Origin of the sequence: Halomarina litorea (assembly GCF_024227715.1) — an archaeon.
Taxonomy (GTDB): Archaea; Halobacteriota; Halobacteria; order Halobacteriales; family Haloarculaceae; genus Halomarina; species Halomarina litorea.
In genome coordinates this window covers 1759859-1784929 of sequence record NZ_CP100448.1, presented here as the reverse complement: position 1 = coordinate 1784929, position 25071 = coordinate 1759859, and the positions used below count along the sequence as shown (strand labels likewise).

General features: G+C 70.6%; 27 protein-coding genes and 1 pseudogene. 19 read left to right on the top strand and 9 right to left on the bottom strand.

Going from position 1 to position 25071, the window contains the following annotated elements; translation table 11 throughout:
- The first annotated feature begins 14 nt into the window (after positions 1-14).
- Both mvk and NKG96_RS09740 read left to right on the top strand, forming a co-directional pair.
- Positions 15-1001, top strand: a complete 987-nt coding sequence (gene mvk / locus NKG96_RS09745) for a mevalonate kinase (protein ID WP_254534751.1) — start codon at positions 15-17, stop codon at positions 999-1001.
- Positions 1001-1744 carry an isopentenyl phosphate kinase gene (locus NKG96_RS09740; protein ID WP_368409304.1) on the top strand — a complete coding sequence of 248 codons (744 nt, stop codon included), beginning with the start codon at positions 1001-1003 and terminating at the stop codon, positions 1742-1744. The genes mvk and NKG96_RS09740 overlap by 1 nt, the downstream gene beginning before the upstream one ends.
- A gap of 8 nt (positions 1745-1752) precedes the next feature.
- On the opposite strand, the gene NKG96_RS09735 is transcribed toward NKG96_RS09740, so the two are convergent.
- A complete protein-coding gene (locus NKG96_RS09735; protein ID WP_254534749.1) occupies positions 1753-2214 on the bottom strand; it encodes a DUF7960 family protein in 462 nt (153 codons plus the stop codon).
- A gap of 592 nt (positions 2215-2806) precedes the next feature.
- On the opposite strand from NKG96_RS09735, the gene NKG96_RS09730 reads away from it, so the two are divergent.
- From NKG96_RS09730 to NKG96_RS09705, 6 genes are all read left to right on the top strand, one after another.
- Positions 2807-3841: a tyrosine--tRNA ligase gene (locus NKG96_RS09730; RefSeq protein ID WP_254534748.1), complete on the top strand. Its 1035-nt coding sequence runs from the start codon at positions 2807-2809 to the stop codon at positions 3839-3841.
- A 279-nt stretch (positions 3842-4120) separates the two neighbouring features.
- Complete coding sequence (locus tag NKG96_RS09725) at positions 4121-4591, top strand: DUF7344 domain-containing protein (protein WP_254534747.1); 471 nt, start codon at positions 4121-4123, stop codon at positions 4589-4591.
- A gap of 130 nt (positions 4592-4721) precedes the next feature.
- Positions 4722-5540 carry a trehalose-phosphatase gene (otsB, locus tag NKG96_RS09720; protein ID WP_254534746.1) on the top strand — a complete coding sequence of 273 codons (819 nt, stop codon included), beginning with the start codon at positions 4722-4724 and terminating at the stop codon, positions 5538-5540.
- 87 nt (positions 5541-5627) lie between these two features.
- Entirely contained in the window at positions 5628-6287 is a 660-nt protein-coding gene (locus NKG96_RS09715; protein ID WP_368409244.1) for a helix-turn-helix domain-containing protein, read from the top strand.
- 111 nt (positions 6288-6398) lie between these two features.
- Positions 6399-6833 (top strand): DoxX family protein, encoded by a 435-nt coding sequence (locus NKG96_RS09710; protein ID WP_254534744.1) that lies wholly within the window; start codon positions 6399-6401, stop codon positions 6831-6833.
- Between the two features lie 153 nt (positions 6834-6986).
- A complete protein-coding gene (locus NKG96_RS09705; RefSeq protein WP_254534743.1) occupies positions 6987-7223 on the top strand; it encodes an HVO_2901 family zinc finger protein in 237 nt (78 codons plus the stop codon).
- Positions 7224-7280: 57 nt separating this feature from the next.
- Here NKG96_RS09705 and NKG96_RS09700 read toward each other — a convergent pair whose 3' ends face one another.
- On the bottom strand, positions 7281-7763 hold the full coding sequence (locus NKG96_RS09700; protein WP_254534742.1) for an SRPBCC family protein: 483 nt from the start codon (positions 7761-7763) through the stop codon (positions 7281-7283).
- A 112-nt stretch (positions 7764-7875) separates the two neighbouring features.
- On the opposite strand from NKG96_RS09700, the gene NKG96_RS09695 reads away from it, so the two are divergent.
- Complete coding sequence (locus tag NKG96_RS09695; protein WP_254534741.1) at positions 7876-8850, top strand: aldo/keto reductase; 975 nt, start codon at positions 7876-7878, stop codon at positions 8848-8850.
- Position 8851: 1 nt separating this feature from the next.
- Here the strand turns inward: NKG96_RS09695 and NKG96_RS09690 are convergent, their stop codons facing one another.
- Complete coding sequence (locus NKG96_RS09690; RefSeq protein ID WP_254534740.1) at positions 8852-9124, bottom strand: hypothetical protein; 273 nt, start codon at positions 9122-9124, stop codon at positions 8852-8854.
- Between the two features lie 206 nt (positions 9125-9330).
- A complete protein-coding gene (locus tag NKG96_RS09685) occupies positions 9331-9528 on the bottom strand; it encodes a DUF8145 family protein (RefSeq protein ID WP_254534739.1) in 198 nt (65 codons plus the stop codon).
- Positions 9529-9623: 95 nt separating this feature from the next.
- On the opposite strand from NKG96_RS09685, the gene NKG96_RS09680 reads away from it, so the two are divergent.
- Genes NKG96_RS09680 through NKG96_RS09665 form a run of 4 tightly spaced genes read left to right on the top strand, consistent with a single transcriptional unit; the run spans position 9624 to position 13385 of the window.
- Entirely contained in the window at positions 9624-10301 is a 678-nt protein-coding gene (locus NKG96_RS09680) for a YqjF family protein (RefSeq protein WP_254534738.1), read from the top strand.
- 49 nt (positions 10302-10350) lie between these two features.
- Positions 10351-10860, top strand: coding sequence for a PH domain-containing protein (locus tag NKG96_RS09675; RefSeq protein ID WP_254534737.1), 510 nt, complete (start codon positions 10351-10353; stop codon positions 10858-10860).
- On the top strand, positions 10857-12389 hold the full coding sequence (locus NKG96_RS09670) for a PH domain-containing protein (protein WP_254534736.1): 1533 nt from the start codon (positions 10857-10859) through the stop codon (positions 12387-12389). Before NKG96_RS09675 ends, NKG96_RS09670 begins: the two co-directional genes overlap by 4 nt.
- A gap of 51 nt (positions 12390-12440) precedes the next feature.
- Positions 12441-13385, top strand: coding sequence for a hypothetical protein (locus NKG96_RS09665; protein WP_254534735.1), 945 nt, complete (start codon positions 12441-12443; stop codon positions 13383-13385).
- Positions 13386-13409: 24 nt separating this feature from the next.
- On the opposite strand, the pseudogene NKG96_RS09660 reads toward NKG96_RS09665, so the two are convergent.
- Positions 13410-13747 (bottom strand): annotated as a pseudogene (locus tag NKG96_RS09660) (VOC family protein).
- An 86-nt stretch (positions 13748-13833) separates the two neighbouring features.
- On the opposite strand from NKG96_RS09660, the gene NKG96_RS09655 reads away from it, so the two are divergent.
- Positions 13834-14442 (top strand): DUF998 domain-containing protein, encoded by a 609-nt coding sequence (locus tag NKG96_RS09655; protein WP_254534733.1) that lies wholly within the window; start codon positions 13834-13836, stop codon positions 14440-14442.
- A gap of 68 nt (positions 14443-14510) precedes the next feature.
- Here NKG96_RS09655 and NKG96_RS09650 read toward each other — a convergent pair whose 3' ends face one another.
- Together NKG96_RS09650 and NKG96_RS09645 are read right to left on the bottom strand one after the other, a co-directional pair.
- Positions 14511-16154 carry a potassium channel family protein gene (locus tag NKG96_RS09650; RefSeq protein ID WP_254534732.1) on the bottom strand — a complete coding sequence of 548 codons (1644 nt, stop codon included), beginning with the start codon at positions 16152-16154 and terminating at the stop codon, positions 14511-14513.
- Between the two features lie 74 nt (positions 16155-16228).
- Entirely contained in the window at positions 16229-17599 is a 1371-nt protein-coding gene (locus NKG96_RS09645; protein ID WP_254534731.1) for a flavin monoamine oxidase family protein, read from the bottom strand.
- Between the two features lie 122 nt (positions 17600-17721).
- Here NKG96_RS09645 and NKG96_RS09640 point away from each other — a divergent pair, with 122 nt between their 5' ends.
- From NKG96_RS09640 to NKG96_RS09630, 3 genes are all read left to right on the top strand, one after another.
- On the top strand, positions 17722-20250 hold the full coding sequence (locus NKG96_RS09640; RefSeq protein ID WP_254534730.1) for a penicillin acylase family protein: 2529 nt from the start codon (positions 17722-17724) through the stop codon (positions 20248-20250).
- On the top strand, positions 20243-20590 hold the full coding sequence (locus NKG96_RS09635) for a hypothetical protein (protein WP_254534729.1): 348 nt from the start codon (positions 20243-20245) through the stop codon (positions 20588-20590). Before NKG96_RS09640 ends, NKG96_RS09635 begins: the two co-directional genes overlap by 8 nt.
- A gap of 87 nt (positions 20591-20677) precedes the next feature.
- Entirely contained in the window at positions 20678-21850 is a 1173-nt protein-coding gene (locus tag NKG96_RS09630) for a M24 family metallopeptidase (RefSeq protein ID WP_254534728.1), read from the top strand.
- Between the two features lie 2 nt (positions 21851-21852).
- Here NKG96_RS09630 and NKG96_RS09625 read toward each other — a convergent pair whose 3' ends face one another.
- Positions 21853-22014: a DUF7563 family protein gene (locus NKG96_RS09625; protein WP_254534727.1), complete on the bottom strand. Its 162-nt coding sequence runs from the start codon at positions 22012-22014 to the stop codon at positions 21853-21855.
- Between the two features lie 166 nt (positions 22015-22180).
- On the opposite strand from NKG96_RS09625, the gene NKG96_RS09620 reads away from it, so the two are divergent.
- Positions 22181-22966, top strand: coding sequence for a prephenate dehydrogenase/arogenate dehydrogenase family protein (locus tag NKG96_RS09620; protein WP_254534726.1), 786 nt, complete (start codon positions 22181-22183; stop codon positions 22964-22966).
- Positions 22963-24372, top strand: a complete 1410-nt coding sequence (locus NKG96_RS09615) for a small ribosomal subunit Rsm22 family protein (RefSeq protein WP_254534725.1) — start codon at positions 22963-22965, stop codon at positions 24370-24372. Before NKG96_RS09620 ends, NKG96_RS09615 begins: the two co-directional genes overlap by 4 nt.
- Positions 24373-24517: 145 nt before the next feature.
- On the opposite strand, the gene NKG96_RS09610 is transcribed toward NKG96_RS09615, so the two are convergent.
- The gene (locus NKG96_RS09610; protein ID WP_254534724.1) at positions 24518-25030 is read right to left on the bottom strand and encodes a hypothetical protein; all 513 of its coding nucleotides are present in this window, start codon (positions 25028-25030) and stop codon (positions 24518-24520) included.
- Positions 25031-25071: the final 41 nt, after the last annotated feature.

The window sequence follows — 25071 nt, the reverse complement described above, 5'->3', positions numbered from 1 at the left end:
GGGCATTAGCCGGTATGACCGTTTCGAGCGCGCCGGGGAAGGTCTACCTCTTCGGCGAGCACGCCGTCGTCTACGGGGAACCGGCGGTGCCGTGTGCCATCGAGCGCCGCGCCACGGTGTCCGTCGAGCGACGCGACGACGACCGACTGCGCGTCGAGGCGAGGGACCTTACCCTCGACGGCTTCACCGTGGAGTACAGCGGCGGATCGGCCGACCGGCCCGACGTGAACGTCCCGACGCCGCTCGTGGAGGCCGCGATGGGCTACATCGACGGGGCCGTCGAGCAAGCACGGGAGGCGGCGGACGCCCCCGACGCGGGTTTCGACATGGTCGTCGAGAGCACCATCCCGTTGGGGGCGGGCCTCGGCTCCTCGGCGGCCGTCGTCGTCGCCGGCATCGACGCCGCGGCGCGCGAACTGGGCGTCGAACTGGCCCCCGACGACGTCGCCGACCGGGCCTACCGGGTCGAACACGAGGTACAGGACGGGCAGGCATCGCGCGCGGACACCTTCTGCTCGGCGATGGGCGGGGCCGTCCGCGTCGAGGGCGACGACTGCCGGCGCATCGAGGACGCCCCGAACCTCCCGTTCGTCGTCGGGTACGACGGCGGGGCGGGCGACACCGGGGAACTGGTCGCCGGCGTCCGCGAACTCCGCGAGGAGTACGACTTCGCCGCGGACACCGTCCGGGCAATCGGGGACATCGTCCGTCGCGGGGAGGGGGCACTGGAGGAGGACGACGTCGAGGAGGTGGGCCGCCTGATGAACTTCAACCACGGCCTGCTGTCGGCGCTCGGCGTCTCCTCGCGGTCGCTCGACGCGATGGTGTGGGCCGCGCGGGAGGCGGACGCCCTCGGCGCGAAACTCACCGGGGCGGGCGGCGGGGGGTGTATCGTCGCGCTGGACGAGACGCCGGCCGCGGAGACGGCGCTCAGTTACACGCCGGGGTGCGAGGACGCCTTCCGCGCCGAACTCGACCGCAAGGGGGTGCGCGCCGAATGATGACTGTCCTCAAACTCGGCGGGAGCATCGTCACCGACAAGGACTCCCCGGAGACGCTGGCGAAACACGCCATCGCGCACGCGGCGATGGCCATCGCGGGGTACGTCGAGGCGGAGGCCGACAACGACCTCGTCCTCGTCCACGGCGGCGGGAGTTTCGGGCACTTCCACGCCAGCGAACACGACGTCACCCCCACGGAGGGGTCCCGCGACGGGGCCGCGGTCCTCGCCATCCACGAGGCGATGCAGGAACTCAACGAGGCCGTCGTGGGTGCGCTGGCCGACGAGAAGGTCCCCGCGCTCCCGGTCCACCCGCTCTCGGCGGCCCGTCGCTCGGCGGAGGGGGACCTCTCGCTCCCCCTGGAGACGACGGCGACGATGGTCGAGGAGGGGTTCGTTCCCGTCCTCCACGGCGACGTCGTCGTCCACGAGGGGGCCGGTGCGACCATCCTCTCCGGTGACGAACTCGTCGTCGAACTCGCCCGGGGGCTGGACGCCGACCGGGTCGGCCTCTGTTCTGCGGTGCCAGGCGTCCTCGACGAGGCGGGGTCGGTCGTCCGCCGGATTCAGGCGTTCGAGGACGTCGAGTCCGTCCTCGGGGCCAGCGAGTCGACGGACGTGACCGGCGGGATGGCCGCCAAGGTGCAGGAACTGCTCGACCTGGAGATGCCCGCCTCCATCTTCGCGGTCGACGACCTCGGGCCGTTCCTCGCGGGCGACGCCGTCGGGACGCGCATCGACTGATTCGGGTCTCAGTCGTCGGCGGGCGTCGCCGCGGCATCTACGTCCGCCATCGCCCAGACGCGGACGTACGCCTCCACGAGGGCGCGCGTGTTCACGGTCTCGCGACCCTCCCGTTCCGCGGTCGCGATGCGCTCGCGCGATTCGGCGAGCATCCGGCGTTCGGTCGGCGTCTGGTCCGGTTCCTCGCGCACGTCGTTGAGCAACGCCTCGAAGTCCTCGCGGATGTCGAGGTCGGCGCGGGCGGCGTTGCACCGGGGGAGCGGGGACATCCCCGTCTCGAGGACGAGGTCGGTCACCACCGCCCAGTCCGACTCGCAGAAGTGGATGGACACCTCGCCGACGATGTCGCGCCACGCGATGGGCCCGGAGTTGCGGAGCAACTGCACCGCCCGCGGCGGGATGTCGAGGCGGGCGACGGTGTCGGCGTCGCCACAGAGACAGCAGGGCATCTCCGTCTTGCCCGTGTACATGGGCGAAGTAGGGGAGGGAACGCTTTGGACCTGGCGTTCGCGGCGGTCCGGCCCCCGGGTGCCGTCGGCGGGGGACTACTCCGCGGCCGGTACCTCGGGTGCGTTCGACCCGTCGACGGACAGGGGGTCGCCGCGCCAGTCCACGTCGAGGCGGTGGCGGGAGACGTGCGGCGCGCGGCGCGGCCGTCGCGGGTCACGACGCTCACGACGCGGGAGCCGTCGGTGACGACCTCCGCGGGGACGGCCGGGTTGCGCAGGAGGCGGGCCGCCCCGCTCGCACGCGCGGTCGACGGCAGGGTGTTCGGCGTCCGCGAGAGTACGGTTTCGACGGGCGTCGGAATCACGTCCCGGAGAGCCCCCCGACCGCACATCAACGTTCCGTACGTATCCGTACGAAGTACTAGAACGACTAGTGGTAGTTACTCACTACTGGCTCCTCTTCTGGTCGAATGTGGGAAATTCGTCTCGGAAGATTGATCCAGCGCAGTTCCGTTCGTTGCGGGGAATCGGCCGGGAGGTGTCCGCCGTCGGGCGTCGTCGGGGTCGCCCACCATCCCGAATGGCTTAAGCGCGGGACACCGGAACCGAGCGTATGGACACGGCCGAGCGGCGGGAGCTACTCACCCGCTACACGGACGAGGTCGTCACCGAGGAGGAACTCGAGGACGTACTCGCACGCGATGAGCCCCGGGCGTACATCGGCTACGCGCCCACCGGCGAGATGCACATCGGCCACTTCACGACGCTTCGCAAACTCGCGGACTTCCTCCGGGCAGGCGTCGAGGTGACGGTGCTCGTCGCGGACCTCCACGCCCACCTCGACGACGAGAAGAGCCCCTTCGACCTGCTGGAAGCCCGGGCGGACTACTATCAGGTCGCCATCGAGGCGATGGTCGAGGCGGCGGGCGCGGACCCCGAGCGCATCGAGTTCGTCCGCGGGACGGACTTCGAACTCGACCAGCCCTACACGCTCGAACTCTATCGCATGATGGCCGACACGACCATCTCGCGGGCGCAGCGCGCCGGAAGCGAGGTGGTGCGCCAGTCGGAGAACCCGAAACTCGGGGGGCTCGTCTACACGCTGATGCAGAGCCTCGACGTCGCCGCCCTCGACGCCGACATCGCCTACGGCGGCATCGACCAGCGGGGCATCTACATGCTCGCCCGCGAACTCCTGCCGGACTACGGCTACGCCAAGCCCGTCTGCGTGTTCGCCCCCCTCCTGTCGGGGCTGACCGGCGGGAAGATGAGCGCGAGCGACGCCGCCTCGAAGGTCAACCTCACCGACACCCGCGAGCAGGTCGCGGAGAAACTCCAGAGCGCGTACTGCCCGATGGGCGAGGTGGAGGACAACGGCGTCCTCGAGTACGTCCGCTTCCTCGTCTTCCCGCTCCTCGACGAGCGCGGGGAGACGTTCGTCGTCGAGCGCCCCGAGAAGTTCGGCGGCGACCTGACCTACGAGGACTACGAGTCCCTCGAAGCCGATTTCGTCAGCGAGGACCTCCACCCGCAGGACCTGAAGAACGCGACGGCCGACCACCTCGCGGACCTCCTCGCGCCCGTGCGCGAGCGACTCCTCGACGACCCGGACCTGCTCGCCACGGCGTACCCCGACCGCGAGGAGTGACCCTCCGGTAGCGGCGATTCCTTCCTCGGTATGGTGTCGTTTCGTCCGGTCAACCGCCCGTTAACGACCGGCTATCCGTCCGTTCACGAGGGGCTGAACCCGTTCGGAGCCGATTAGGCCGGACGGAACGGGTACAGGGTCACTACGCCAGACAGTTTCAGATTACGGAATGATTAGCTATCATGTCTGTCTCCGATGTATAGGTATGGTTGGAACCACTGCTGACGGCGGCCGAACCGCGGCGCGACAGGCACGACAGAACGTCGGGGGTGTCCTCGCATGAGCGTCGACGTGGGTGTCTCCGAGGAGACGACCACGCGCGAGGGCGCACGCGAGACGACCACGGAGGCGACTTCGGAGCAGGGGACGGCCCGCCTGTCGAAGGACACCGTCTTCGAGGCGCTGACGAACAGCCGCCGCCGAGCGACCCTCCACTACCTCGAGGCCAACGACGGCGAGGCGAACATCGGGGACCTCGCGGAGCACATCGCGGCCGACGAGAACGGCATCTCGGAGCTGGAGCTGAACTCGGCCCAGCGCAAGCGGGTGTACATCGGTCTCTACCAGTGTCACCTCCCGAAGCTCGACGAGATGGGTATCGTCGACTTCGACAAGCACCGGGGAACGGTCGTCCTCGTGCCCGAGACCGCGGCGCAGGTCTACCCCTACCTCCACCTGGACCCCCTCTCGGAGTCCTCCGAGGAGGACGGCGGCCTCCTGCGCGGCCTGCGGAACCGACTCCGCGGCTGACGACCGGACGTCGGCCCGGCCCCCTTTCTGTACCTGTCTGCGCCCCCGAGCGACCGCACCGTCCCCGACGACGGCCACCGGCAGAGGCAGGCGACGAAACTACCATGCCGGACGCCGAGATATGCGCCATATGCCCGATGCCACCCGTCCGGGGTCCGCGAGCGACGACCGCGCCCCGCTGGTCGGGAACTGGCTGTCCCGCATCGACGACCACCTCCACGCCGCCGGCGGCCTCCTCCTCTGTCTCGACTTCGACGGGACCCTCGCACACATCGCGGAGGACCCGACCACGGTCGCCCCGACGGCGGAGTGCCGCCGGGCGCTCGTCGACCTCGCCGACCGTGAGGACGTGCGCGTGGCCGTCATCAGCGGGCGCGCGCTGGACGACGTGCGCGACCGCGTCGGACTGGACGGCATCTACTACGCGGGCAACCACGGCCTCGAACTCGACGAGGTGGGCGACACCGTCGTCCACCCCGTCGCCGAGAAACACCGCCCGACGGTGCGGGCGGCCTGCGAGGCGCTCTCGGACCGCCTCGTCGACGAACCCGGCTGTCACGTCGAGGACAAGGGCGTGACCGCGACGGTCCACCACCGCCTCGCGCCGGACGAGCGCACCGCCCGCATCCGCGCGCTCGTCCGCTCGACGGTCGAGGAGGTGGGCGGGGACGCCCTCCGCCTGACGCCCGCGAAGGCCGCAATCGAACTCCGCCCGGACCTCGACTGGGGGAAGGGCGACGCGGTGCGGACGTTCCGCGAACGGGTGTCCGAGGACTACCTCCCGATGTACGTCGGCGACGACAGCACCGACGAGTCCGCCTTCGAGGCCGTCGCCGCCGACGGAATCGGCGTCCACGTCGGAGACGGTCGTGACACCGCCGCGACGTTCCGCGTGCCGGACCCGGACGGGGTGGCGTCGTTCCTCGACTGGCTCTCGACCCGCGAGTGACCCGCCGGGGCCCCCGACTGCCGCCTGTCCCACGGCGTCCGAGTTGAGACACGTTTACTACGGCCACCCCCATCCGGACGTGTGGAGATGGCGACCATCACGCGAGCAGAGATTCCAGCGGAGGAGTTCGCCCTTCTAGAGACGCTCCGGTCGGTACCCGAGGTCACGTTCGACTGCGAGCGCATCGTCGAGAGCGGGAGCGAACTGGTGATGCCTCTCGTGTGGGCGCGCGGGGCGACGCGGGAGGAATTGGAGGGGGCGCTGTCGGACGACCCGAGCGTCCGGGAGTTCTCGTTGCTCGCCGACTTCGACGACGACCTGCTCTACCGGATGACGTGGGTCGAACAGGTCCACCTCGTCCTGGAGATGGTGACGACGCTCCACGCGACGGTGATGGACGCCTCCTGCGACGGGGCGACGTGGACGCTGCGCGTCTTCTACCCCGACCACGACGCCCTCTCGCGGACCAACGAGTTCTGCGAGAGCCACGGCCTCAGCTTCGAGGTGACCCACGTCCGGGAGATGGAGGGCGAGCCCTCCGGCCGGTTCGGCCTGACCGACGAACAATTCGAGGCGCTCACGCTGGCCTGCCAGGAGGGGTACTTCTCGGTGCCGCGCCGGACCGACCTCGACGAACTCGCCGCCGACCTGGACATCTCGCACCAGGCGCTCTCGGAACGTATCAGGAGGGGAACGGAGGTACTGGTCGAGGAGGCGCTCCTCGTCGGCCCACTGTCCGACCGGTAACCGGGTGGCACGGACGCCACCCGGTGACACCAATGTCCGGAAACTGATATATTGGTTCCGCCTCGTACCAGATAACGTGACGCAACTACGACGCGACGTCGAGGTGGACGCGTGATACTCCAGACGACCCCGTTCGACACGGCCTTCGCCGGCATCGTCCTGTTGCTCGGCCGGGTGCTGTTCGGCGGCATCCTGGCGTTCACGGGTATCAACCACTTCATGCAGACAGAGCAGATGGCGGGCTACGCCGAGGCCAAGGGCGTTCCCGCCGCGGGCCTCATGGTCCCGTTCACGGGCGGGATGCTCGTCGTCGGCGGCCTCGCCATCGTCCTCGGCGTCTACCCCATCGTCGGGGCGGGCGCGCTGGCGCTGTTCCTGCTCGTCTCGACGCCCCTGATGCACGACTTCTGGAACGCCCCCGAGGAGCAACAGCAGACCGAGATGACGCAGTTCCTCAAGAACGTCTCGCTGCTCGGCGGGTCGCTGGTCTTCCTCGCCCTCGCGGGCGTGGAGTGGCCCTACTCGCTCGGCCTCGGCCTGTTGTGAAACCCGTCTGACGGGAACCCTGTTCTCCCGCCGCCATCGAAACCGACAGACGGCAGCGGATTCTCGCACGCTAATCCCCCGTGTGCGGGGTTGTCAGGCCTTCACACGGCAGTTTGCGATATCATTATATCCCCGGAGACGTACGACGTATGTATGACGCACACCTGCAGGAACTGCAAACGGACGTTCAGTTCGAAACTCGACCTCGAACTCCACCAGGACACCTGTTCCGACGCGCAGTTGTTCTGCGACAAGTGCGGCGACCGCTTCGCGGAGCGACGGGCGACCCGCGACGGGTGGCACTTCGAGTGCCCGAACGAGGACTGCGACGGCGCGGGCCTCGGCGAGGACCTCCGGCAGGTACGCGACGCGCTCACTGTCGCCCGATAGCGCCCGACGCCGACTGTTCTGCGGTTCGTTCCTGCAGGCGCCATGGGTGGCTCGCGATCACCTCTCGTCTCCGGCCTGTGCGCCGACGGCCAGTTCCTCGATTCGGTCCAGCGCGCGCCGACAGACGGGGACGTACCCGGCCGCCAGCGGCGGCACCTCGAAGACGACCCGACAGGCGTTCGCTCCGAGCGGTTCGACCCGGTGACCCGTCGCCGGAACGCGGGGAGCCGCGTCGAGGACGTTCCGCATCGCGTCGCCCGCGGGCACGCCCACCCGCCACGTCCACCGGTAGTCGGCACAGGCCGTGACCTCGAACGGTGCCCACGGCCCCCCCGTGAGGGCCAACTGGACGCGCCCTCGGGTCCCGTACTGGATGTATCGCTCCCCGTCGTCGCACTCGACGGCGCGGACGCTCGGGCCCCACTCGGGCCACCGGTGGGTGTCGATGAGGACCTCCCAGCACGCTTCGGTGGACGCGCCAACGCGACGCCCCACCTCGATTCGATACCCGTCCGGCGTCCGTGCGAGCGTCGTACTCATGTCGGGAACTACGGGCGACCGGCACTTGGGTCGACCGGCCACCGGACGGTCGCACCGCCGCCCGCCGTCCATCGCTCGGCGGGATTATGTACCCACCGCGTGAGCACCCCGCATGGAGTACACCACGCTCGGTGACACCGGGATGGAGGTCAGCCGCATCTGTCTCGGCTGTATGAGCTTCGGGACCAGCGACTGGCGCGACTGGGTCTTAGACGAGGAGGCGGGCATGGAACTCGTCGACCGGGCCATCGACCTCGGTATCAACTTCTTCGACACGGCGAACATGTACTCGCGCGGCGAGTCCGAACGCGTCCTCGGGGAGGCACTGGACGGTCGCCGCGAGGAACAGGTCGTCGCCACGAAGGGCTTCTTCCGGATGGACGAGGACGACCCGAACTCCGGGGGACTCTCGCGGAAAGCCATCGAACACCAACTGGACGCCTCCCGGGAGCGCCTCGGGATGGACACCATCGACCTCTACCAGATTCACCGCTGGGATTACGACACCCCCATCGAGGTGACGATGCGCGCCCTCGACGACGCCGTCCGCCGCGAGAAGGTTCGCTACCTCGGCGCCTCCTCGATGTGGGTCCACCAGTTCGCCGACGCCCTGCACACGAGCGACCGACTCGGTCTCGACCGGTTCGTCACGATGCAGAACCACTACAACCTGCTCTACCGCGAGGAGGAACGGGAGATGCTCCCCTACTGCGAGCAGGAGGGCGTCGGCGTCATCCCGTGGTCGCCGCTCGCACGCGGGTACCTCACCCGTCCCCACGAGGAGGTGGAGGCGACGACCCGCGGAAAGTCCGACAGCCACGCTCAGCGCCACCCGTACTTCGAGGGCGGCGGCGTCGAGATAAACGAACGCGTCGAGGAACTCGCGGCCGAGGAGGACGCGACGATGGCTCAGATCGGTCTCGCGTGGGTGCTCTCGAAGGAGTGGGTCGACGCCCCCATCGTCGGGACGACGAGCATCGAACACCTGGAGGAGGCCGTCGAGGCCCTCGACATCGACCTCTCCGACAGCGACGTGGAGTACCTCGAAGAGCCGTACGAACCGGTCCGCGTCTCCGGCCACGAGTAACTCACTCCATCGCGGCGGGGTGCGTCGACAGTTCGACCTCGAAGGCCGCGAGGAAGGCGTCGAAGGCGTCCCCTACTGGGGGCGCGGTCGTCGGGCCGGCAACGCCCGCCGGGGCGAGCGGAATCCGAACCGGCGGGACCGCGGGGAGGTCGGCGTTCACGAACGGGTCCATCCCGCGAAGCGAGAGCGCTGCCGACCTGCGTAGTAGGTCCACACTAGCGCTCCCGAGTTGGTAGGACTCCTCTACCGCCGACTGCCGCCCCCGGTCGGCCATCCAGACGGGCCACGCCGACGCCGCGACGAACGGGTCGGTCGGTCCCGTCCGCGTCCCACCCGCCGTCCGACCCTCGTCGGTGTCTCCTCCTGCACGAGTTGGTCCTCGACACGGCGCGACGGCCGCGTCACGTCTCGTCGGTCGAATGGTGACTGACGGGAATAACCGTTCTGCCGTCACTTCTATCTGACAGTTGGTGGTCGGCGTCAGTCCCGCGCTCGGACCTGCTCGTGGGTGTGATGGAAGAAGCGGACGGGGGGGCCGACGACGGGTTCGAAGCAGACCCGGCGGTAGCGTGCCTCGTCCAGCAGGTCCACCAGCACCTCCACGTCGTGGACCGAGACGGAGTCGTACGCGGTCGCACAGACGGGACGGCGCTCCGGGGTGTCCTCGGGGGACGGCACGGCCTGACGAGGGGACGCCCGTACGGGCGAACCTCTGTACGCCACCCGCCGACCCGTCGATAGGTCGATAGGCGCGGCGGCCGTAGTTCGGGCCGATGTCGCCGCTCTCGATGACGTGGCGCGACGTGCTGTTCGCCCACTGGCCGGTCGACCCGGGACTCGTCCAGCCGCGGCTCCCGGACGGCGTGGACGTGGACACCCACGACGGGCGGGCGTGGCTCGGCGTCGTCGCGTTCGTCATGGAGGACATCCGCCCCTCCGTCCTCCCGCGCGGGCTCACCTTCCCCGAACTCAACCTCAGGACCTACGTGACCCACGAGTCGGGAAAACCGGGCATCTACTTCTTCAACCTCGACGCCGCCGATCCCCTCGGCGTCGCCATCGCTCGGCGTGGGTTCCGACTGCCCTACTACCGGGCGTCGATGCGCGCCGACCGCGAGGGGACCGGCGTCCACTTCAGCAGCCGTCGGACCCACCGCGGCCAGCCGCCGATGGCCTTCGACGCGACGTACGGTCCCGCGTCGGGGCGAATCGGGGACCGCGAGCGGGCGGACTTCCTCACCGAGCGCTACCGCTTCTACACCGCCAGCGACGACGGGCAGGTGTACGCGGGCGACGTGACCCACCCGCGCTGGCCCCTCCGGCCGGGGCGCGTCGAGTTCCGGCGCAACGACTGCTTCCGGGCCAACGGGTTCGATCACCCGCCGGGCAATCCGCTGGTCCACTACAGCCCGACGGTGGACGTGACGGCCCGGCGACTGGCGAAGCTATGACCCGCGCCCGTCCCCCGGCTATTTACCCTCCGGCGATGAGGTTCCGGTGATGACAGCGGTCGAGGGAGAACGGCTCGACGTCGAACCACCGGCGGGGACGGTACGGACGCTGGACCCGAACGTGCGGGTCGTGTGGGCGGCGCAGGCCCTGGTGAGCGCGCTGGTCGCCGGCGTCGTCGTCGGCATCGCCTCGTCGATCGTGAGGGGGCCGCTCTGGGCCGGGCCGGCCGCGTTCGCCCTCCTCGGGGCGCTGGGAGTCGCGCTCTCGGTGGCCCGCTATCGGGTGTGGCGCTACCAGGTCCGCGAGGACTCCCTCTTCCTCGAACGGGGCGTGTTCACCCGCACGAAGACCGTCGTCCCGTACGTCCGCATCCAGCACGTCGACTCCAGTCGCGGCCCCCTCGAGCGGGCAGTCGGCCTCGCCTCCGCGGTGGTGTACACCGCGGGGTCGCGCGGGGCCGACGTGACGATTCCGGGCCTGATCCCCGAGGACGCGGAGGCGCTACAGGACCGCCTGAAGCGCCTCGCCATCGCCGCCGAGGGCGAGGACGCCGTATGAAACTCGACCCCCGCTCGGTCCCCTACCGGGCGGCGGAGACGGTGGCGCGACTCGTCTGGGTCGTCGTCATCTTCTCCGTCACCTCCTCGGGGGTCGACCCGGCGTTCGGCGTCCCGATAGTCGTCCTCGGGGTGCTCGCGGTGCTGGCCGTCGCGGCGGGCTACCAGTTCGCCTACTGGCAGCGCTTCGAGTACGACCTCACCGCCGACACGTTCGACATCCGCTCGGGCGTCCTCTCCCGGCGGACCCGCGAGATACCCTACAAGCGCGTCCAGAACGTCGACATCAGCCGGAACGTCTTCCAGCGACTGCTCGGCGTGGCGGAGGTGCGCATCGAGACGGCCGGCGGGAGCGACACCGAGGCGCACCTCCGGTTCGTCTCGGCCGGGGAAGCGACCCGCCTCCAGAACGATCTCGGACGACTGAAACGCGGGGGGGACGCGCCGGAGGAGGAGACGCCCCCAGCCGCCGAACCGCTCTACGCCATCACGCCCCGCGAATTGCTCCTGTTGGGTGCGGTGTCCGTCGACTTCCGTCTCGTCTCGTTTCTCTCGGTGGCGGCGCCGGTGTTCTGGCCGACGTTCGCCGACCTGTTCGCGCCCTTTGCCCCGCCCGGCCTGCAGGTGCTCTCGCCGATCCTCCTCGCGCCGCTTGGCGTGCTGACGCTCTACCTCGCCTCGGTGCTCGTCGGGGCCGTCGTCGCGGGGACGAACTACTACGGCTTCCGCCTCACCCGCGAGGGCGACGAACTCCGGTACGAACGGGGCCTCGTCCAGCGCTTCAGCGGGACCATCCCGCTCGCGAAGGTGCAGACGCTCACCGTCCGGGCGAACCTCCTCGCGCGGGTCATCGACCACGCGTCGCTGGCCGTCGAGACGGCGGGCTACGCCCCCGGCGACGACAACGGGTCGCAGTCGGCCGTGCCGTTCGCCGAACGCAACCGCGTGTTCCGCCTCGCCCGCTCCGTAGAACCCTTCGAGGACCCCGACTTCGAGCGCCCGCCGAAGCGCGCCCGGACGCGCTATCTCGTCCGGTACGGCACCGTCGCGCTGGGGGTGATCCTCGGCTCGTACCTCGTCGTCCGGTTCACGCCGCTCTCGGGCGCGTGGTGGGGAACGCTCGTGCTCCTGCCCGTCGTCCCGCTGGCCGCCCACGCGAAGTGGAGCGCACGCGGGTACGCCCTGCAGGACGGACACGTCATCACGCGCAACGGCTACCTCGTCCAGACGGTGAAGGTCGTGCCGTACTACCGCGTCCAGACGGTGCTCGTCTCGCAGTCCCCGTTCCAACGCCGCCGGGACCTCGCCACGCTCGTCGTCGACACCGCCGGGTCGCGCTCGCTGACCGGTCGCGACCCCCGGGCGGTCGACATCGACGCCACCACCGCGGACCGCCTCCGCGACGAGGTGGAGTCCCGGCTCTACGAGGCACTCGACGACGAGCGTGCCCGTCGGGCGCGCCGTCGCCCCGCAGACCGTCCGGAGGCGGGGAGCGGTCGTCTCGGCGAGAGTTCCGACCCCGCGGTTTGAGTCCCGACACGAGGCCAACAGTCAAATAGTATGGAGTTGTGACTGTTCTTAATGAGTGATTATCGGGGCCGGGGGGACCGGCGTGACCCGCCGTCCGGACCGGACGCAGACGCGGGTGTCGCTCCCACCGAAGGGGTCGACCGGCGGGGCCGCTATCGGCTACCGGTGGTCGGCGAGTGGTTGCGCCGCCGCGACGCGCGCGCCGACCACCTCCCCGCGTTCCGACGGCGGGTGCGGTCCGCCTACGACGTGGACCATCTCGCCCGGACCGTCGTCCGCCGCGGTATCGTCGACCCCTCCGAGGACATCGTCGAGGCACTCGCCGCCGTCCACCTGAGCCAGTCGCTGGAACGCGCGGACGCCGGGTCCACCGCCCCGCCCGCAGTCCCCGTCGCCGAGTCCGAACGGTTCGTCGTCTACTACGGCGTGGCTCCCGACGCGCCGGCGGCCGTCACCGGTCCGTACTGGACGCTGGCGCGCGAGGCGAGCTACCGACAGGTCCACGCCACGTTCGGCGAGAGGTTCGCGGAGCGCATCGAATCGGAGTACGAACACCGGTGTCGGACGCTCCTCGAGAAAGGCGGCTGGCTCGTCCTCGCCAAACCGACCGCGGCGTGGGTCGGGAGCGAGGAGACGTGGACGCTCACCGCCACCCGGGCCCCGCGCGAGGGCTACGGCATCCGGGGGGTCGACGACGCGCGGGACGAGCGCCGCGACTACGCGCTGACCGACGGCCCCCTCATGTGTCGGACGGTTCGCCCGGACGCTGACGGGGGGTGGCGAGTCCTCGACGCGACGGCGCTCGCCCCCCGCGACCGGGACGACCCCCGGTCGATCTGGCGGCTCGTCAGGGAGGACTTCGCGGCGTGGCGCGGGGTCGACCGGGACGTCGAGGAGCCACGCCCCCGGCCGGACTCGACGGTCGGGCGTCGGGCCACCGGGCCGTCCGTCCCGGGTCGGTGCCGAACTACCGGGAGCGCCCCGAACGGCGACTGACCCGCCGCGCGCCCGCCCGGACGCTCACTCGTCGTGTTCGAAGGTCTGGCACTCGACGGTCCGGTCCTCGGGGTCCTCCGCGAAGAACTGGTATCTCTCGTCGCGCTCGTTGTAGCGCGGGGCACCGTCGGCCACGTCGGCGAGTCGCTCGTGTGCCGCGTCGACGCCCGCTCTGTCCTCGTAGACGAAGGTGACGGTCCCGCAGGTCTCCACCTCGTCGCCGGCACAGAGCCGAGGCGGAACTCGCCGTGTTCGAGAACCGTGCAGTCGGGCTGTTCGAGCCACACCGACGCGCCGACCGTATCGGTGTAGAACGCGAGGACGTCGTCGAGCGCCGCCGTCCGGAGGAAGACCAGACCCATGCGGGGTGGGCGCGGGCCGCCGCGAAAGCGCTTGCGGGGACCCGGGAGGCGAACGTTCTTGTCGGACGGCGACCCCACCTCGGGACGTGACTCCCCCGCAGTCCCCCGACGATGGCGTAGCACGGGTCGAACGCGCCGCGGGCGTCCTCGCGCCCGCCGTCGCCCTCGGTGCCATCTTCCTCGCGACGCTCCTCTCGCCGACGTTCACGTGGACGGGCGACCCGCTGTCCTTCCTCGGGAGCGACGGCCAACCGACGCGCCCGCTGTTCAACTACGGTCTCGTCGCGGGCGGCCTGCTCTCGCTCCCGTTCGGCCACTACCTCTCGACGACGGGGCGGGACCGCCTCCAGCGGTCGGGCGGCGTCCTGTTCGCGCTCACGGGCCTCGCCATGGGCCTCGTCGGCGTCTTCCCGATGGGGACCGACCCGCACTTCCCCGTCGCGGTGGCGTTCTACCTCCTGCTCTCGCTCACCCTCTGGGTCCACGGGGCGGGGGCCCTCCGGGTCGGCGAGGCCCGCCGGTGGGTTGGCGCTGCGGCGATCGCCCTCGGGACGCTCAACGTCGTCACGTGGGCGGTGTACGTCGCCGTCTTCGCGGAGACGGGACTCTCGCTCGCGATTCCGGAGACGGTCGGGGCGCTCGCACTCGGCGTGTGGACGGCGGGGACGGCCCTCCGAGTCGGACCGACGGGGTGAGCGTCCGAGTCGGACAGCGGGGGAAGCGTCCGAGCCAGAAGACGAGTGAGGGGGGTTCGGGCGGGCGCTCAGCCCCGCCCCTCGGCGAGGCGGGAGAACTCGTTGATGTCGGCGTCGGTGCCGGTGACGACCAGTTCGTCGTCGGGGAGCAGGCGGAAGTCCGGCCCGAGGTCCGCGACCACGTCGTCGCCCCGTTCGACGGCGACGACGGTACACCCGGTCCGGGCGCGGATGTCCGCCTCGGCGAGCGTCCGGCCGGCGAACGACCCCGGGTCGGTGCGGATGACCTCGACCTGCTGGTCGAACGTGATGACCTCCTCCTCGAGGATGGTGGACGCGAGCATCCGCCCGCTGACGACGGCCAGCGAGAGGACGTAGTCCGCCCCCGCCCGGTAGAGCTTCCTGACGCTCTCGGTGGCCTCAGCGCGGGCGACGATCTCCACGTCCGGCGAGAGTTCGCGGATGACGAGCGTGGCGAACACCGTCGTCGTGTCGTCGGGAAGCGCGAGGATGACCGTCCCCGCGTCCTCGATGTCCGCCTCGCGGAGCGTCTCGATGTCGGTCACGTCGCCGACGACGTCCACCTCGTCCATCGCCTGTCGGTCGACCGTGACCGTCTCGACGTCCACCCCGGCCTCGTCGATGGCCCGCCGGACCGTCGAGCCGACGACGCCGTAGCCGACGACGATGGCGTGGCCGTGGCGCTTTCGTCGCTGTTCGGAGAGCGTCAGCTCCTTTAGCCGTTCGAGTTGGTGTTCGTGCCCGGCGACCAGCAGAATGGTCTGTTCGTCGATGAGCGCGTCCGGCGAGGGCGGGGAGACGAACTCGCCGCGGAACCACGCGCCGATGATGTTCGCGCCGGTCCGCTCGCGGATGCGGCTCTCCTCGATTCGCGTCCCCGTCAGGTCGCTCCCGGCCTGCACGGGCAGTTCGACGATGTCGAAGTCCTCGGATATCTCGATGGCGTCACCGAGGTCCATCGACACGCCGGAGGTGACCTTCGTCGCGAGGCTCTCGCCGATGAGCTGACGGGGCGAGAAGACGTTGCTCGCGCCGGCCAGCCGGTGGTACTCCTCCAGGTTGGACTCCTCGACGAACGTGATGACCGGCGCGTCACACACCTGCGTGGCGGTGAGCGCGATGGATGCGTTCGTGGCGTCGTCGACGTCCGCGACGAGGGCGCGCGCGTCCGCGAGGTTCGTCCCCTCCGTGTACGTCCGCAGTTCCTCCGGGTCGCTGTGGACGACGGTCGTCCCCTCCTCGTAGATGTCGGCGGCGGCGTCCCGGTCGGGTTCGACGACGACGTACGGGATGTCGCGGCCCTCCAGTTCCGCGACGAGGGCTACCCCGCGCGGGGTGTAGCCGGCGATGACGACGTGGTCCTCGAACCCGTCGACGGCCGTCGGTGCCGTCGTCTTGAGCGCCTCCTCGAACAGGGGGAAGATGAGGGCGGGCAGAGCGAGGAAGATGAGGAGCACCCCCGTCAGGTCCATGACGATGACGATGACGTTCATCTGCCAGCTCTGCCACGGCGCGTCCGAGCCGTACCCCGTGGTGGTGAACGTCTCGACGACGACCTGCAGCGAGTGGAGCCACGAGATCGGGTCGCGCTCGAAGGCGGCCATCCCGAAGTGGTAGACGACGGTGTACGCCAGCATGATGACGAACAGGCCGACGAGGTACTCTCCGGTCCGGCGCCACCAGTTGCTCATCGGCGGACGAACGCACGCCTCCGTGGAGAATCGTTCGGTCCACTGTCGCCGGTTCGGCCGGTCGAGTCGTCCGTTCAGTCGGTTCGCAGACGGCCCACCAGTTCCGCGGCGGCGCGCTTGCCCGCCTGCACGCCGCCGTCCATGTGGCCCGGCCACCGCGTCGCCGTCTCCGCGCCCGCCCAGTGGACGCGTCCGACGGGCTCCCGGAGCGCCTCCCCCACCGTCGTGAGGATGCCCGGCGGGAACGCCGCTCCGCAGCACCCCCCGGACCACGGGACGTTCGGCCACGCCACGTCTGTGTAGCCCGTCGCCTCCACCGCCCGGTCGCCGAAGTACTCGGCGAACCGGTCGAGGACCATCGACCGGCGCTCGCTCCGGGTCCGCTCGCTCCACCGCCGGGCCGCGTTCCCGAACAGTTGCCCGACGAGGACACCGCGCTCCCCGTCCAGCGGGGAGACGTCGCGGGTGCGGCACACCGGTCCTTCCTCGTCGAGGACGTCGCCCGAGAGGTCGGGCCGCCAGAACGGCACCTCGTAGGTGGCGACGCAGGTGACGACGGCCCCGTGTGGCGGGCGACGCGAGAGCGCGGCCCGCCGGGCGGGGAGGTGCGGGTCGAAGTCGAGACAGGCCACCCGCGAGGCGGCCGTCGCCACGACGACGTGGCGAGCGGCGACGGACTCGTCGTCCGTGCGGACGACGACGCCGTCCTCGTCGTGGGCGATGGCCCGGACCGGCGAGTCGGTGTGGACCCTCCCCGAGAGGTCGGCGGCCATCCGGTCTGCGAGGGTCTGGACGCCCCCCGCGATGCGCGTTCGGGGCCGACCGTCGAGCCCCGTCAGTCGTTCGAACCCGCCAGCCGCGCGGACGGCGAACAGGACCGAGAGGTACGAGAGGTCGGCGGGTTCCGACCCGAAGGACGACCGGACGGCGGCGTCGAACAGGGCACGCGCCCGACGCGTCCGGAGTGCGCCGTCGCGCCACGTCGCGAGGGTGGTCTCGTCCCACGCCGTCGCGTCGGGCGCACGGTGCGGGGCTTCGAGGGGGACTTCCCCCGACCGGCGGTCGAGCAGGCGAACCGCGGCCCCGAGGTTGAGGCGGGCCGGGAGCGGGAGCGAGTCGATCGCCGTCTTCCCGCGATGTGTCCCGTTGCCGTCGTAGCGGAGGGCGTCTCCCTCGGCTCGCTGGCGCACCTGCTCGCAGCCGAGGTCCGCCGCCAGCCGTCTGAGGTGTCGCTGGCCCGGCCCGACCCACTGTGTCCCGAGGTCGACGACGACGCCGTCCACCTCGCGCGACCGGAGGCGGCCGCCGACCTGCGGGCGCGCATCGAGGACCCGGACGTCCACGTCCCTGCCGTCGAGCCACCGGGCGGCGGTGAGGCCCGCCAGCCCGGCCCCGACGACCACTACGTCCGTCTCCCGGTCGGCGGCCGCGTCCACGTCGCTCATCGGACCGCGAGGTGTGTGGCAGCCAACAAATAGCTACCGGCTGAATCGAGCCCCGATACCGCCCGCGCGGGCCGGACTTCGTGCGACGCAAGCCTTATCGCACCTCCTGTCGCCCGTGTGGTATGTCACGCGACCCCAGACAGGTGCTCTTCGCCCTCCTCTCCGTCGCCGGCCTCGTCGCGGCAGGAGCGTTCGGGGGGACCTACCTCACGCTCGCGGCGCCGTTCAGCGGCGGGGCGTGGGCGGCGGCCGACGACGACCCGGACTCCCTCGGGGGCGGCCTGCGCGGGATGGCCGGTCCGACCGAGGTGGAGAACCCCCACGGCGCGGCGACGGTCAGCTACGACCGGTGGGGCGTCCCCCACGTCGAGGCGGAGAACGAGGCGGCGCTGTACTACGCGGCCGGTTACGTCCAGGCGCGCGACCGCCTCTTCGAGATGGACCTCCAGCGTCGGCTCATCTCGGGGAACCTCTCGGCGGCCGTCGGGAGCGTCGCCGTCGAGTCCGACACCTTCCACCGGAAGATGGACTTTACGGGCGCGGCCGAGGCGTCGTGGCGCGCCATGGCGGGCACCGAGTACGGCGGGCTGGTCGAGGCGTACACCGCCGGCGTCAACCGCTACATCGACGACGGCGACCTGCCCACCGAGTTCCGCCTGAACGACTACCGCCCACAGCGCTGGACGCCCGTCGCCACCCTCCTCGTCGGCAAGCAGATATCGTGGTCCCTGACGGGAAGCTTCCGCGACCTGCAGGGTGCGACGGTGGACGCCCGTCTCCCCGAGGCGCGGTCGCTGTACCCCGACCAGTTGGCCCACGACTCGCCCGTGATTCGCGAGGGGTGGGACCCGAACGCGACCGGGGCGTCGGGGACCGGGAACCTCGCAGCCCCCGGCGCGCTGTACGACTGGCTCTCGACCTACCAGTCGGAGCCCGGCATCGGGTCGAACAACTGGGTCGTCTCCGGCGAGCACACCGCCTCGGGGCGACCCATCGTCGCCAACGACCCGCACCTCCAGCTCACGGTCCCTCCCATCTGGTACGAACAGCGACTCACCCTGTTGGGTGAAGACGGCTACGACGTGCGCGGCGTCACCTTCCCCGGTATTCCGACGGTGATCATCGGCCAGAACCGGGACGTGGCGTGGGGCCTCACGAACGTCGGCGCGGACGTGACCGACCTCTACACCTACGACCGGCCCTCGAACGACACCTACGTCTACGACGGCGAGGTCCGCGAACTCGACCGGACCACCGAGACCATCCGGGTCAAGGGCGGCGAGGACGTCACCGTCACGGTCGAGAAGACGGTCCACGGCCCCCTGCTCTCGCGGGAGGGGCCGAACGGCACGAGCGAGGTGGCCGTCGCGTGGACCGGCCTCACGGCCACCCGCGAGGCGCGGGCACTCTACCTGTTCAACCGCGCCCGGACGATGGACGACGTCCGCGAGGGCGCGCGGTTCTTCGACTCGCCGACGCAGAACCTCGTCGCGGCAGCGAGGGCGGAACCGCGTTCCGCCGAAAACGCGAGCGGGCGGGCCCCGCGAGCGAGCGACGGCGAGACCTACTACCGCGCGACCGGGAAGTACCCCTATCGCTACACGGACGGAGAGGTCGTCCGGGGAGACCGGCCGTTCGACGGCTCCGCCGGCGAGGGCGAGTGGCGCGGGTTCACCCCCTATGGGAACTCGACGTGGGAGGGGTTCGTCGCCTACGAGGACGTCCCCCACGTCGACGACCCCCCACTCCTCGCCAGCGCGAACCAGCGAGTCGTCGACGACCCCGGCTTCTACCTCTCGACGAGCGTGGGCTACGCCGACCCGTTCCGCGGGGCGCGCATCTACGAGATGCTGGACGAACGCGTCGAGTCCGGCGACCCGATAGACCGGGCGTACGTCGAGGAGATGCAGGCCGACGTGCGCTCACGGGCCGCCACCCTGTTCGTCCCGCAGATTCTGGACGCGCGGGACGCGATGGTCGCCGAGACGCGGCGGGCCGCCCGACAGTTCGAGGACTGGGACGGCCGGATGACACAGGACTCGGAGGCCGCCCTGCTGTTCGCGCTGTTCCGCGACCGGTTCGTGAACGCCACCTTCTACGACGAGTACCACCCGGCGGGCCTCGACCCGGGCTACTACCCCCACCACTACACGCTGGGGACGCTCCCCGCCGACAGCGAGTGGTTCGACGACACGCGCACGCCCGAACGCGAGACGCGCGCAGACATCGTCGCGCGGGCGCTCCGGGAGGCCATCGAGGAGGCCGACCGCGAGGGCTACGGGACGTACGGCGACTACAACCGCCTGCGCCTGACCCACCCGTTCGGCCTCGCCTTCCTCGACTACCCCGAGCGCCCGATGGACGGGTCGCCGTTCACGGTGAACAACTTCCGGGCCGACCGGTCGATTCAGGCGGGGAGCAGTTGGCGGATGATTGCGACCTTCGACGGCGACTCGCTGGGGGTCATCCCCGGCGGCCAGTCGGGAAACCCGTTCTCCTCGCACTACCACGACCAGTTGGGCCTGTGGGCGACGGCGGACTACAAGCCGCTCTCGTTCGACGACCCCGGCGCCGTGGACATCAGGTTCACGACCGACGGAGCGAACGGGTCCGCGAGCGTGGCCGCAGGTCGGGGGGTGGGCGATGCGTAGCGCCACGGAGCAGTCGAGTCTGCGCGCCCGCCTCCGGACGGGACCGCACGCCGACCTCGCCCTCCTCGTCGCGTTCGTCGTCGGCGTCGCCCTCGCCTCGGTCCACTGGGCCGGCCTCGCCGTCGGCGGGGCGCTGGTGGGACTGCTCGCGCCGACGTTCACGCGGGCGCTGTGGTTCGGCCTCTACCTCGGTATCGCCGTCGCCGTGGCGTTCGCCGCCTACCTCGCGCTGTTCGGCGCGCTGACGCAGTTCCTCGCCTCGGGAGAGCTGGCCGTCCTGAGTCTCGTCATCGCCTTGGCGGTGCCGACGCTCGCGGCGAGCGTTCGGGCGCTCGGCTGACGCTCGCCCCGTCCGCGCCGGGCGGTTCGAGTCGCCCGTGACGGGCCACCCCGGTAGTGTTTTGCTGGGCGCGCGACACCCTTCGCTATGCGACCCGACCTCTCGCGACTCGACACCTTCCTCGACGACCACGACGCCGACGGCTACCTCGTGGACGCCGACGCCGAGAGCTCAGACCAGCGCTACCTCTCGGGGTTCGACGCCCCCGACCCGTTCGTGACGCTGTACGACGGCGACGTCCACCTGCTGGTCTCCAGTCTGGAGTACGGCCGGGCCAGAAAGGAGAGCGGTGCCGCGAGCGTCGCACGGACCGTCGACTACGGCTACGGCAAACTCCGGGCGGAGCACGGCCCCCGCGAGGCGAGCAACCGGGTCCTCGCCGCGTTCCTCGACGACCACGACGTGGCGTCCGTCTACACCCCCGCGCGGTTCCCCCTCGCCACCGCCGACGGCATCCGCGAACAGGACGTCGAGGTGACCGCCGACACCGACGACGTGGTGACGGAGATTCGCGCCACCAAGACCGACGAGGAGGTCGAACACGTCCGCGTCGCCCAGCGAGCGAACGAGCAGGCGATGGCCCGCGCCGAGCAGTTGATTCGCGAATCGGTGGTCCGGGACGGCGTCCTCGCACACGACGGCGAGGACCTGACGAGCGAGCGGGTGCGCCGCGAGATAGAGATGGAACTCCTCAGACACGACCACGCGCTGGACGAGACCATCGTCGCCTGCGGGGCGGACGCCGCCGATCCCCACGACCGGGGGAGCGGTCCGCTCCGACCCGACCAGCCGATAATCGTCGACATCTTCCCGCGCGGGAAGGACTCGAAGTACTACGCCGACATGACCCGGACGTTCGTGAAGGGCGAACCGAGCGAGGTCATCGAGGAGTGGTACGACCTCACGCTGGAGGCGATGGACGCCGCCTTCGACGCCATCGAACCCGGCGCGACGGGCGAGGACGTCCACAACGCCGTCTGCGACGTCTACGAGGCGGCGGGCGAATCCACCCTGCGGAGCGACGAGGCGACGGAGACGGGGTTCATCCACTCGACGGGTCACGGCGTCGGCCTCGACATCCACGAGCGTCCGTCGGTCGCCCCCGGCGGCGACGAACTCGAACCGGGCCACGTCGTCACCGTCGAACCCGGCCTCTACGACCCGGACCACGGCGGCGTCCGTATCGAGGACCTCGTCGTCGTCACCGAGGACGGTTTCGTGAACCTCACGGGCTACCCGAAGGAACTGGTCGTCGACTGACCCTACCCCCCGCTCCGAGCGGAGCGCATCCGTTCTCGCGTCGTCTCGGCGATGCCGGTGGTCGAAGAGCAGTTCGGGCACGCCAGTATCCGTCCGTCCGGGTCGGCGAACACCGACCGGAACTGGCGCGAGACGTGCGCGTCGCAGTAATCACAGGTGGCCATCGTCGTTCCGGCTATCGACTCCCCGGGGGTAACGTCGGTCGCTAGCTGTGTTCCGCCGACCCGACCGGGGAGCTACACCGATAGCCCGGCGGGAGCCCGACGAATCCCCTCGTGGCCCCGGAACGCGGTCGGACAGGCTTTTAGACGGCGGCGGACACTCACCGGTATGAACTTCCTCGTCGTCGGCGCGGGCGACATGGGCACCTGGCTGGGGGGTGCGCTCGCCGCCGACACGGACGCCGACGTGGCCTTCGCCGACGCGGACCCGTCGGCCGCCGACCGGGCGGCGTCGGCCACCGGCGGTCGGACCGTCCCACTCGACACCGACGAACGCTTCGACGCCGTCTGCCTCGCCGTCCCCCTCCCGGCGGTGGCCGACGCCGTCGCAGAGCACGCGGGGCGGGCCGACCGTGCCCTCCTCGACGTCTCCGGCGTCATGGACCCCGCGGTACGCGCGATGCGGGAACACGCCCCCGACAGGGAACGGGTCAGTCTCCACCCCCTGTTCGCGCCGGACGCCGCGCCCGGGAACGTCGCCGTCGTCGCCGACGAACCCGGCCTCGTCACGGACCGCGTGCGGACGACACTGACCGACCGGGGGAACGACCTCTTCGAGACCACCGCCGAGGAACACGACCGGGCGATGCGGACCGTACAGGCACGTGCCCACGCCGCCGTCCTCGCCTACGGACTCGCCGCCGAACCCGTCCGCGAGGAGTTCCAGACGCCCGTCTCGCGTGCGCTGGGTGACCTCGTGGACCGCGTCACGGGCGGGACCGCGCGGGTCTACGCCGACATCCAGTCGACGTTCGACGGGGCAGAGGACGTCGCCGAGGCCGCACGTCGGGTCGCCGACGCCGACGACGAAGCCTTCGCCGCCCTCTACCGCGAGGCGCGTCCGGGACTATCCGACCACCCCGACCGCCCGGACGACGCAGGTGAGGGACGATGAACGCCGACCAGCGGCGGGCGGTGCTCGACAGCGCGCGGTACCTCCGGGAGGTGCGTCCCCTCGACCCGGAGGAACTGACCGACTACGTCGAGGGGACGCCCCACCCCGCCGTCGTCCGGCAGGTGCTCCGCGAGGAGTCCGTCGAACTGGGCGTCGTCGAACGCGACGACGGCACCTTCACCCCCGTCGACGAGGGACCGGTCGAACTCGCCTTCGAGGGCGTGACCGAGTTCCCCCGCGACCACGCCGGCCGACTGGAGGACCTCCTCGTGGAGCGCTACGGACTGGACTGGCACGAGGGTGACTCCGGCGACCGACTCAGGGCGGTCATCCGCCGGGTCAAGGACGACTACTACCGTCAGCACCCCGTCGAGTACGACGCGGAGACGGCTCTCGCCTACGCGCTCTACCACCTCCCCGACTACTACGCCGTGGCGGGGTACGTCCTCGCGGACCTCGCTTCCGACGGCCTGCTCCCCCACCGCCTCCGCGTCCTCGACGTCGGCGCGGGCGTCGGCGGCCCCGCCCTGGGACTCCTCGACTGCCTGCCCGACAACTGCCTCGTGGACTACCACGCCGTCGAACCCAGCGCCGCCGCGGACGTCTTCGAGTCGCTGGTCGAGGTCGGTCGCAACCGGCGGGTGACCGTCCACCGCGAGACCGCGGAGGACTTCACCCCCGAGGGGGAGTACGACATCGTCCTGTTCGCGAACGTCCTCTCGGAACTCGACGACCCCGAGGCGGTGGCCCGGCGCTACGCCGACCACCTCGCGCCCGAGGGGACCCTCGTCGCACTCGCCCCCGCCGACCGCAACACGGCGACGGGTCTGCGCGAGGTCGAACGCTCGCTTGAGGCCGACGGGATGACGGTGTACGGCCCCGCGGTGCGCCTCTGGCCGGGCGAGACGCCGACCGACCGGGGGTGGTCGTTCGACGTGAAACCCGACCTCGCGGTCCCCGAGTTCCAGCACAGACTGGACGAGGCGGCGACGGACCCCGACCACGCCCTCGGCGAGTTCGTCAACGTCGACGTGCAGTACGCCTCCTCGCTCCTCCGGCACGACGACAGGCGGGCCGTCGAATTCACCCCCGACCCGGGGCGGTTCGCGCGGATGGCCGACGCGGAGTCGAACGTCACCGAACGCATCGACGTCCTCGCCGTGAAACTGAGCCACGACCTCTCGGGCGAGGAGGGCAACCCGCTGTACAAGGTCGGCGACGGGAGCGAGGCCCTCGACCACTACGCGGTCTGTACGCGCGAGTCGGCGCTCAACCGCGACCTGCGCGAGGCGGACTACGGCGACCTGCTGACCTTCGAGAACGCCCTCCTCCTGTGGAACGACGACGAGGCGGCGTACAACCTCGTCGTGGACGCCGAAACCGTCGTGGACCGCGTGCCGACGTAGCGTGGCCACTGCGGTCGAGAGTGCGCGAATCGAGAACGAACCGAGAACGAACCGAGAACGAACCGAGAACGAACCGAGAACGAACCGAGAACGAACCGAGAACGAACCGAGAACGAATCGAGAACGAATCGAGGGAGTGTCCGACTCAGGCGACCTGTCGTCGCTCCTCGTACAGTTTCCGTCCCTCCGCCGAGTGGACGATGGTCTGGATCGTGACGTAGCCATCGTTGCGCTTGACGGTCGCGCTGTCGCGGTAGCCGAGGTCGACCCGCGCGCTGCTCTCGTAGGTCTCGTTCACGGCGAGCGACCCCGCCGTCGCGTTCCCCCGCCAGAGCAGGTCGTCGTCCGCGTAGATGCGCGTCTCCACGACCACGTCGGAGCGAGCGACGTCTCCCGTGTTGGTGAGCGCCGCCGTCACGTCGCGGCAGGTGGTGCCGCACTCCTCGATGGACTCGATGGAGAAGTCGTACGTCCGGTTGGCCGCCGTCTCGCTGTTGCCGCGTTCGCCGGGTGCCGGTTCGTAGGGGGCCACCTGTTCCTCGCCGAGGGCCGCGTCGGCCACGCTGTCGCCCACGTCGGTGGCGAAGACGAGTCCCGTCCCGAGGAGGGAGACGCCCACGACGAGGGCGAACACCGCCAGTATGCGTTTTCCTGTCATCGTGTGTTCTAGTCCGACGTGGATTCAGTCACGGATACTTA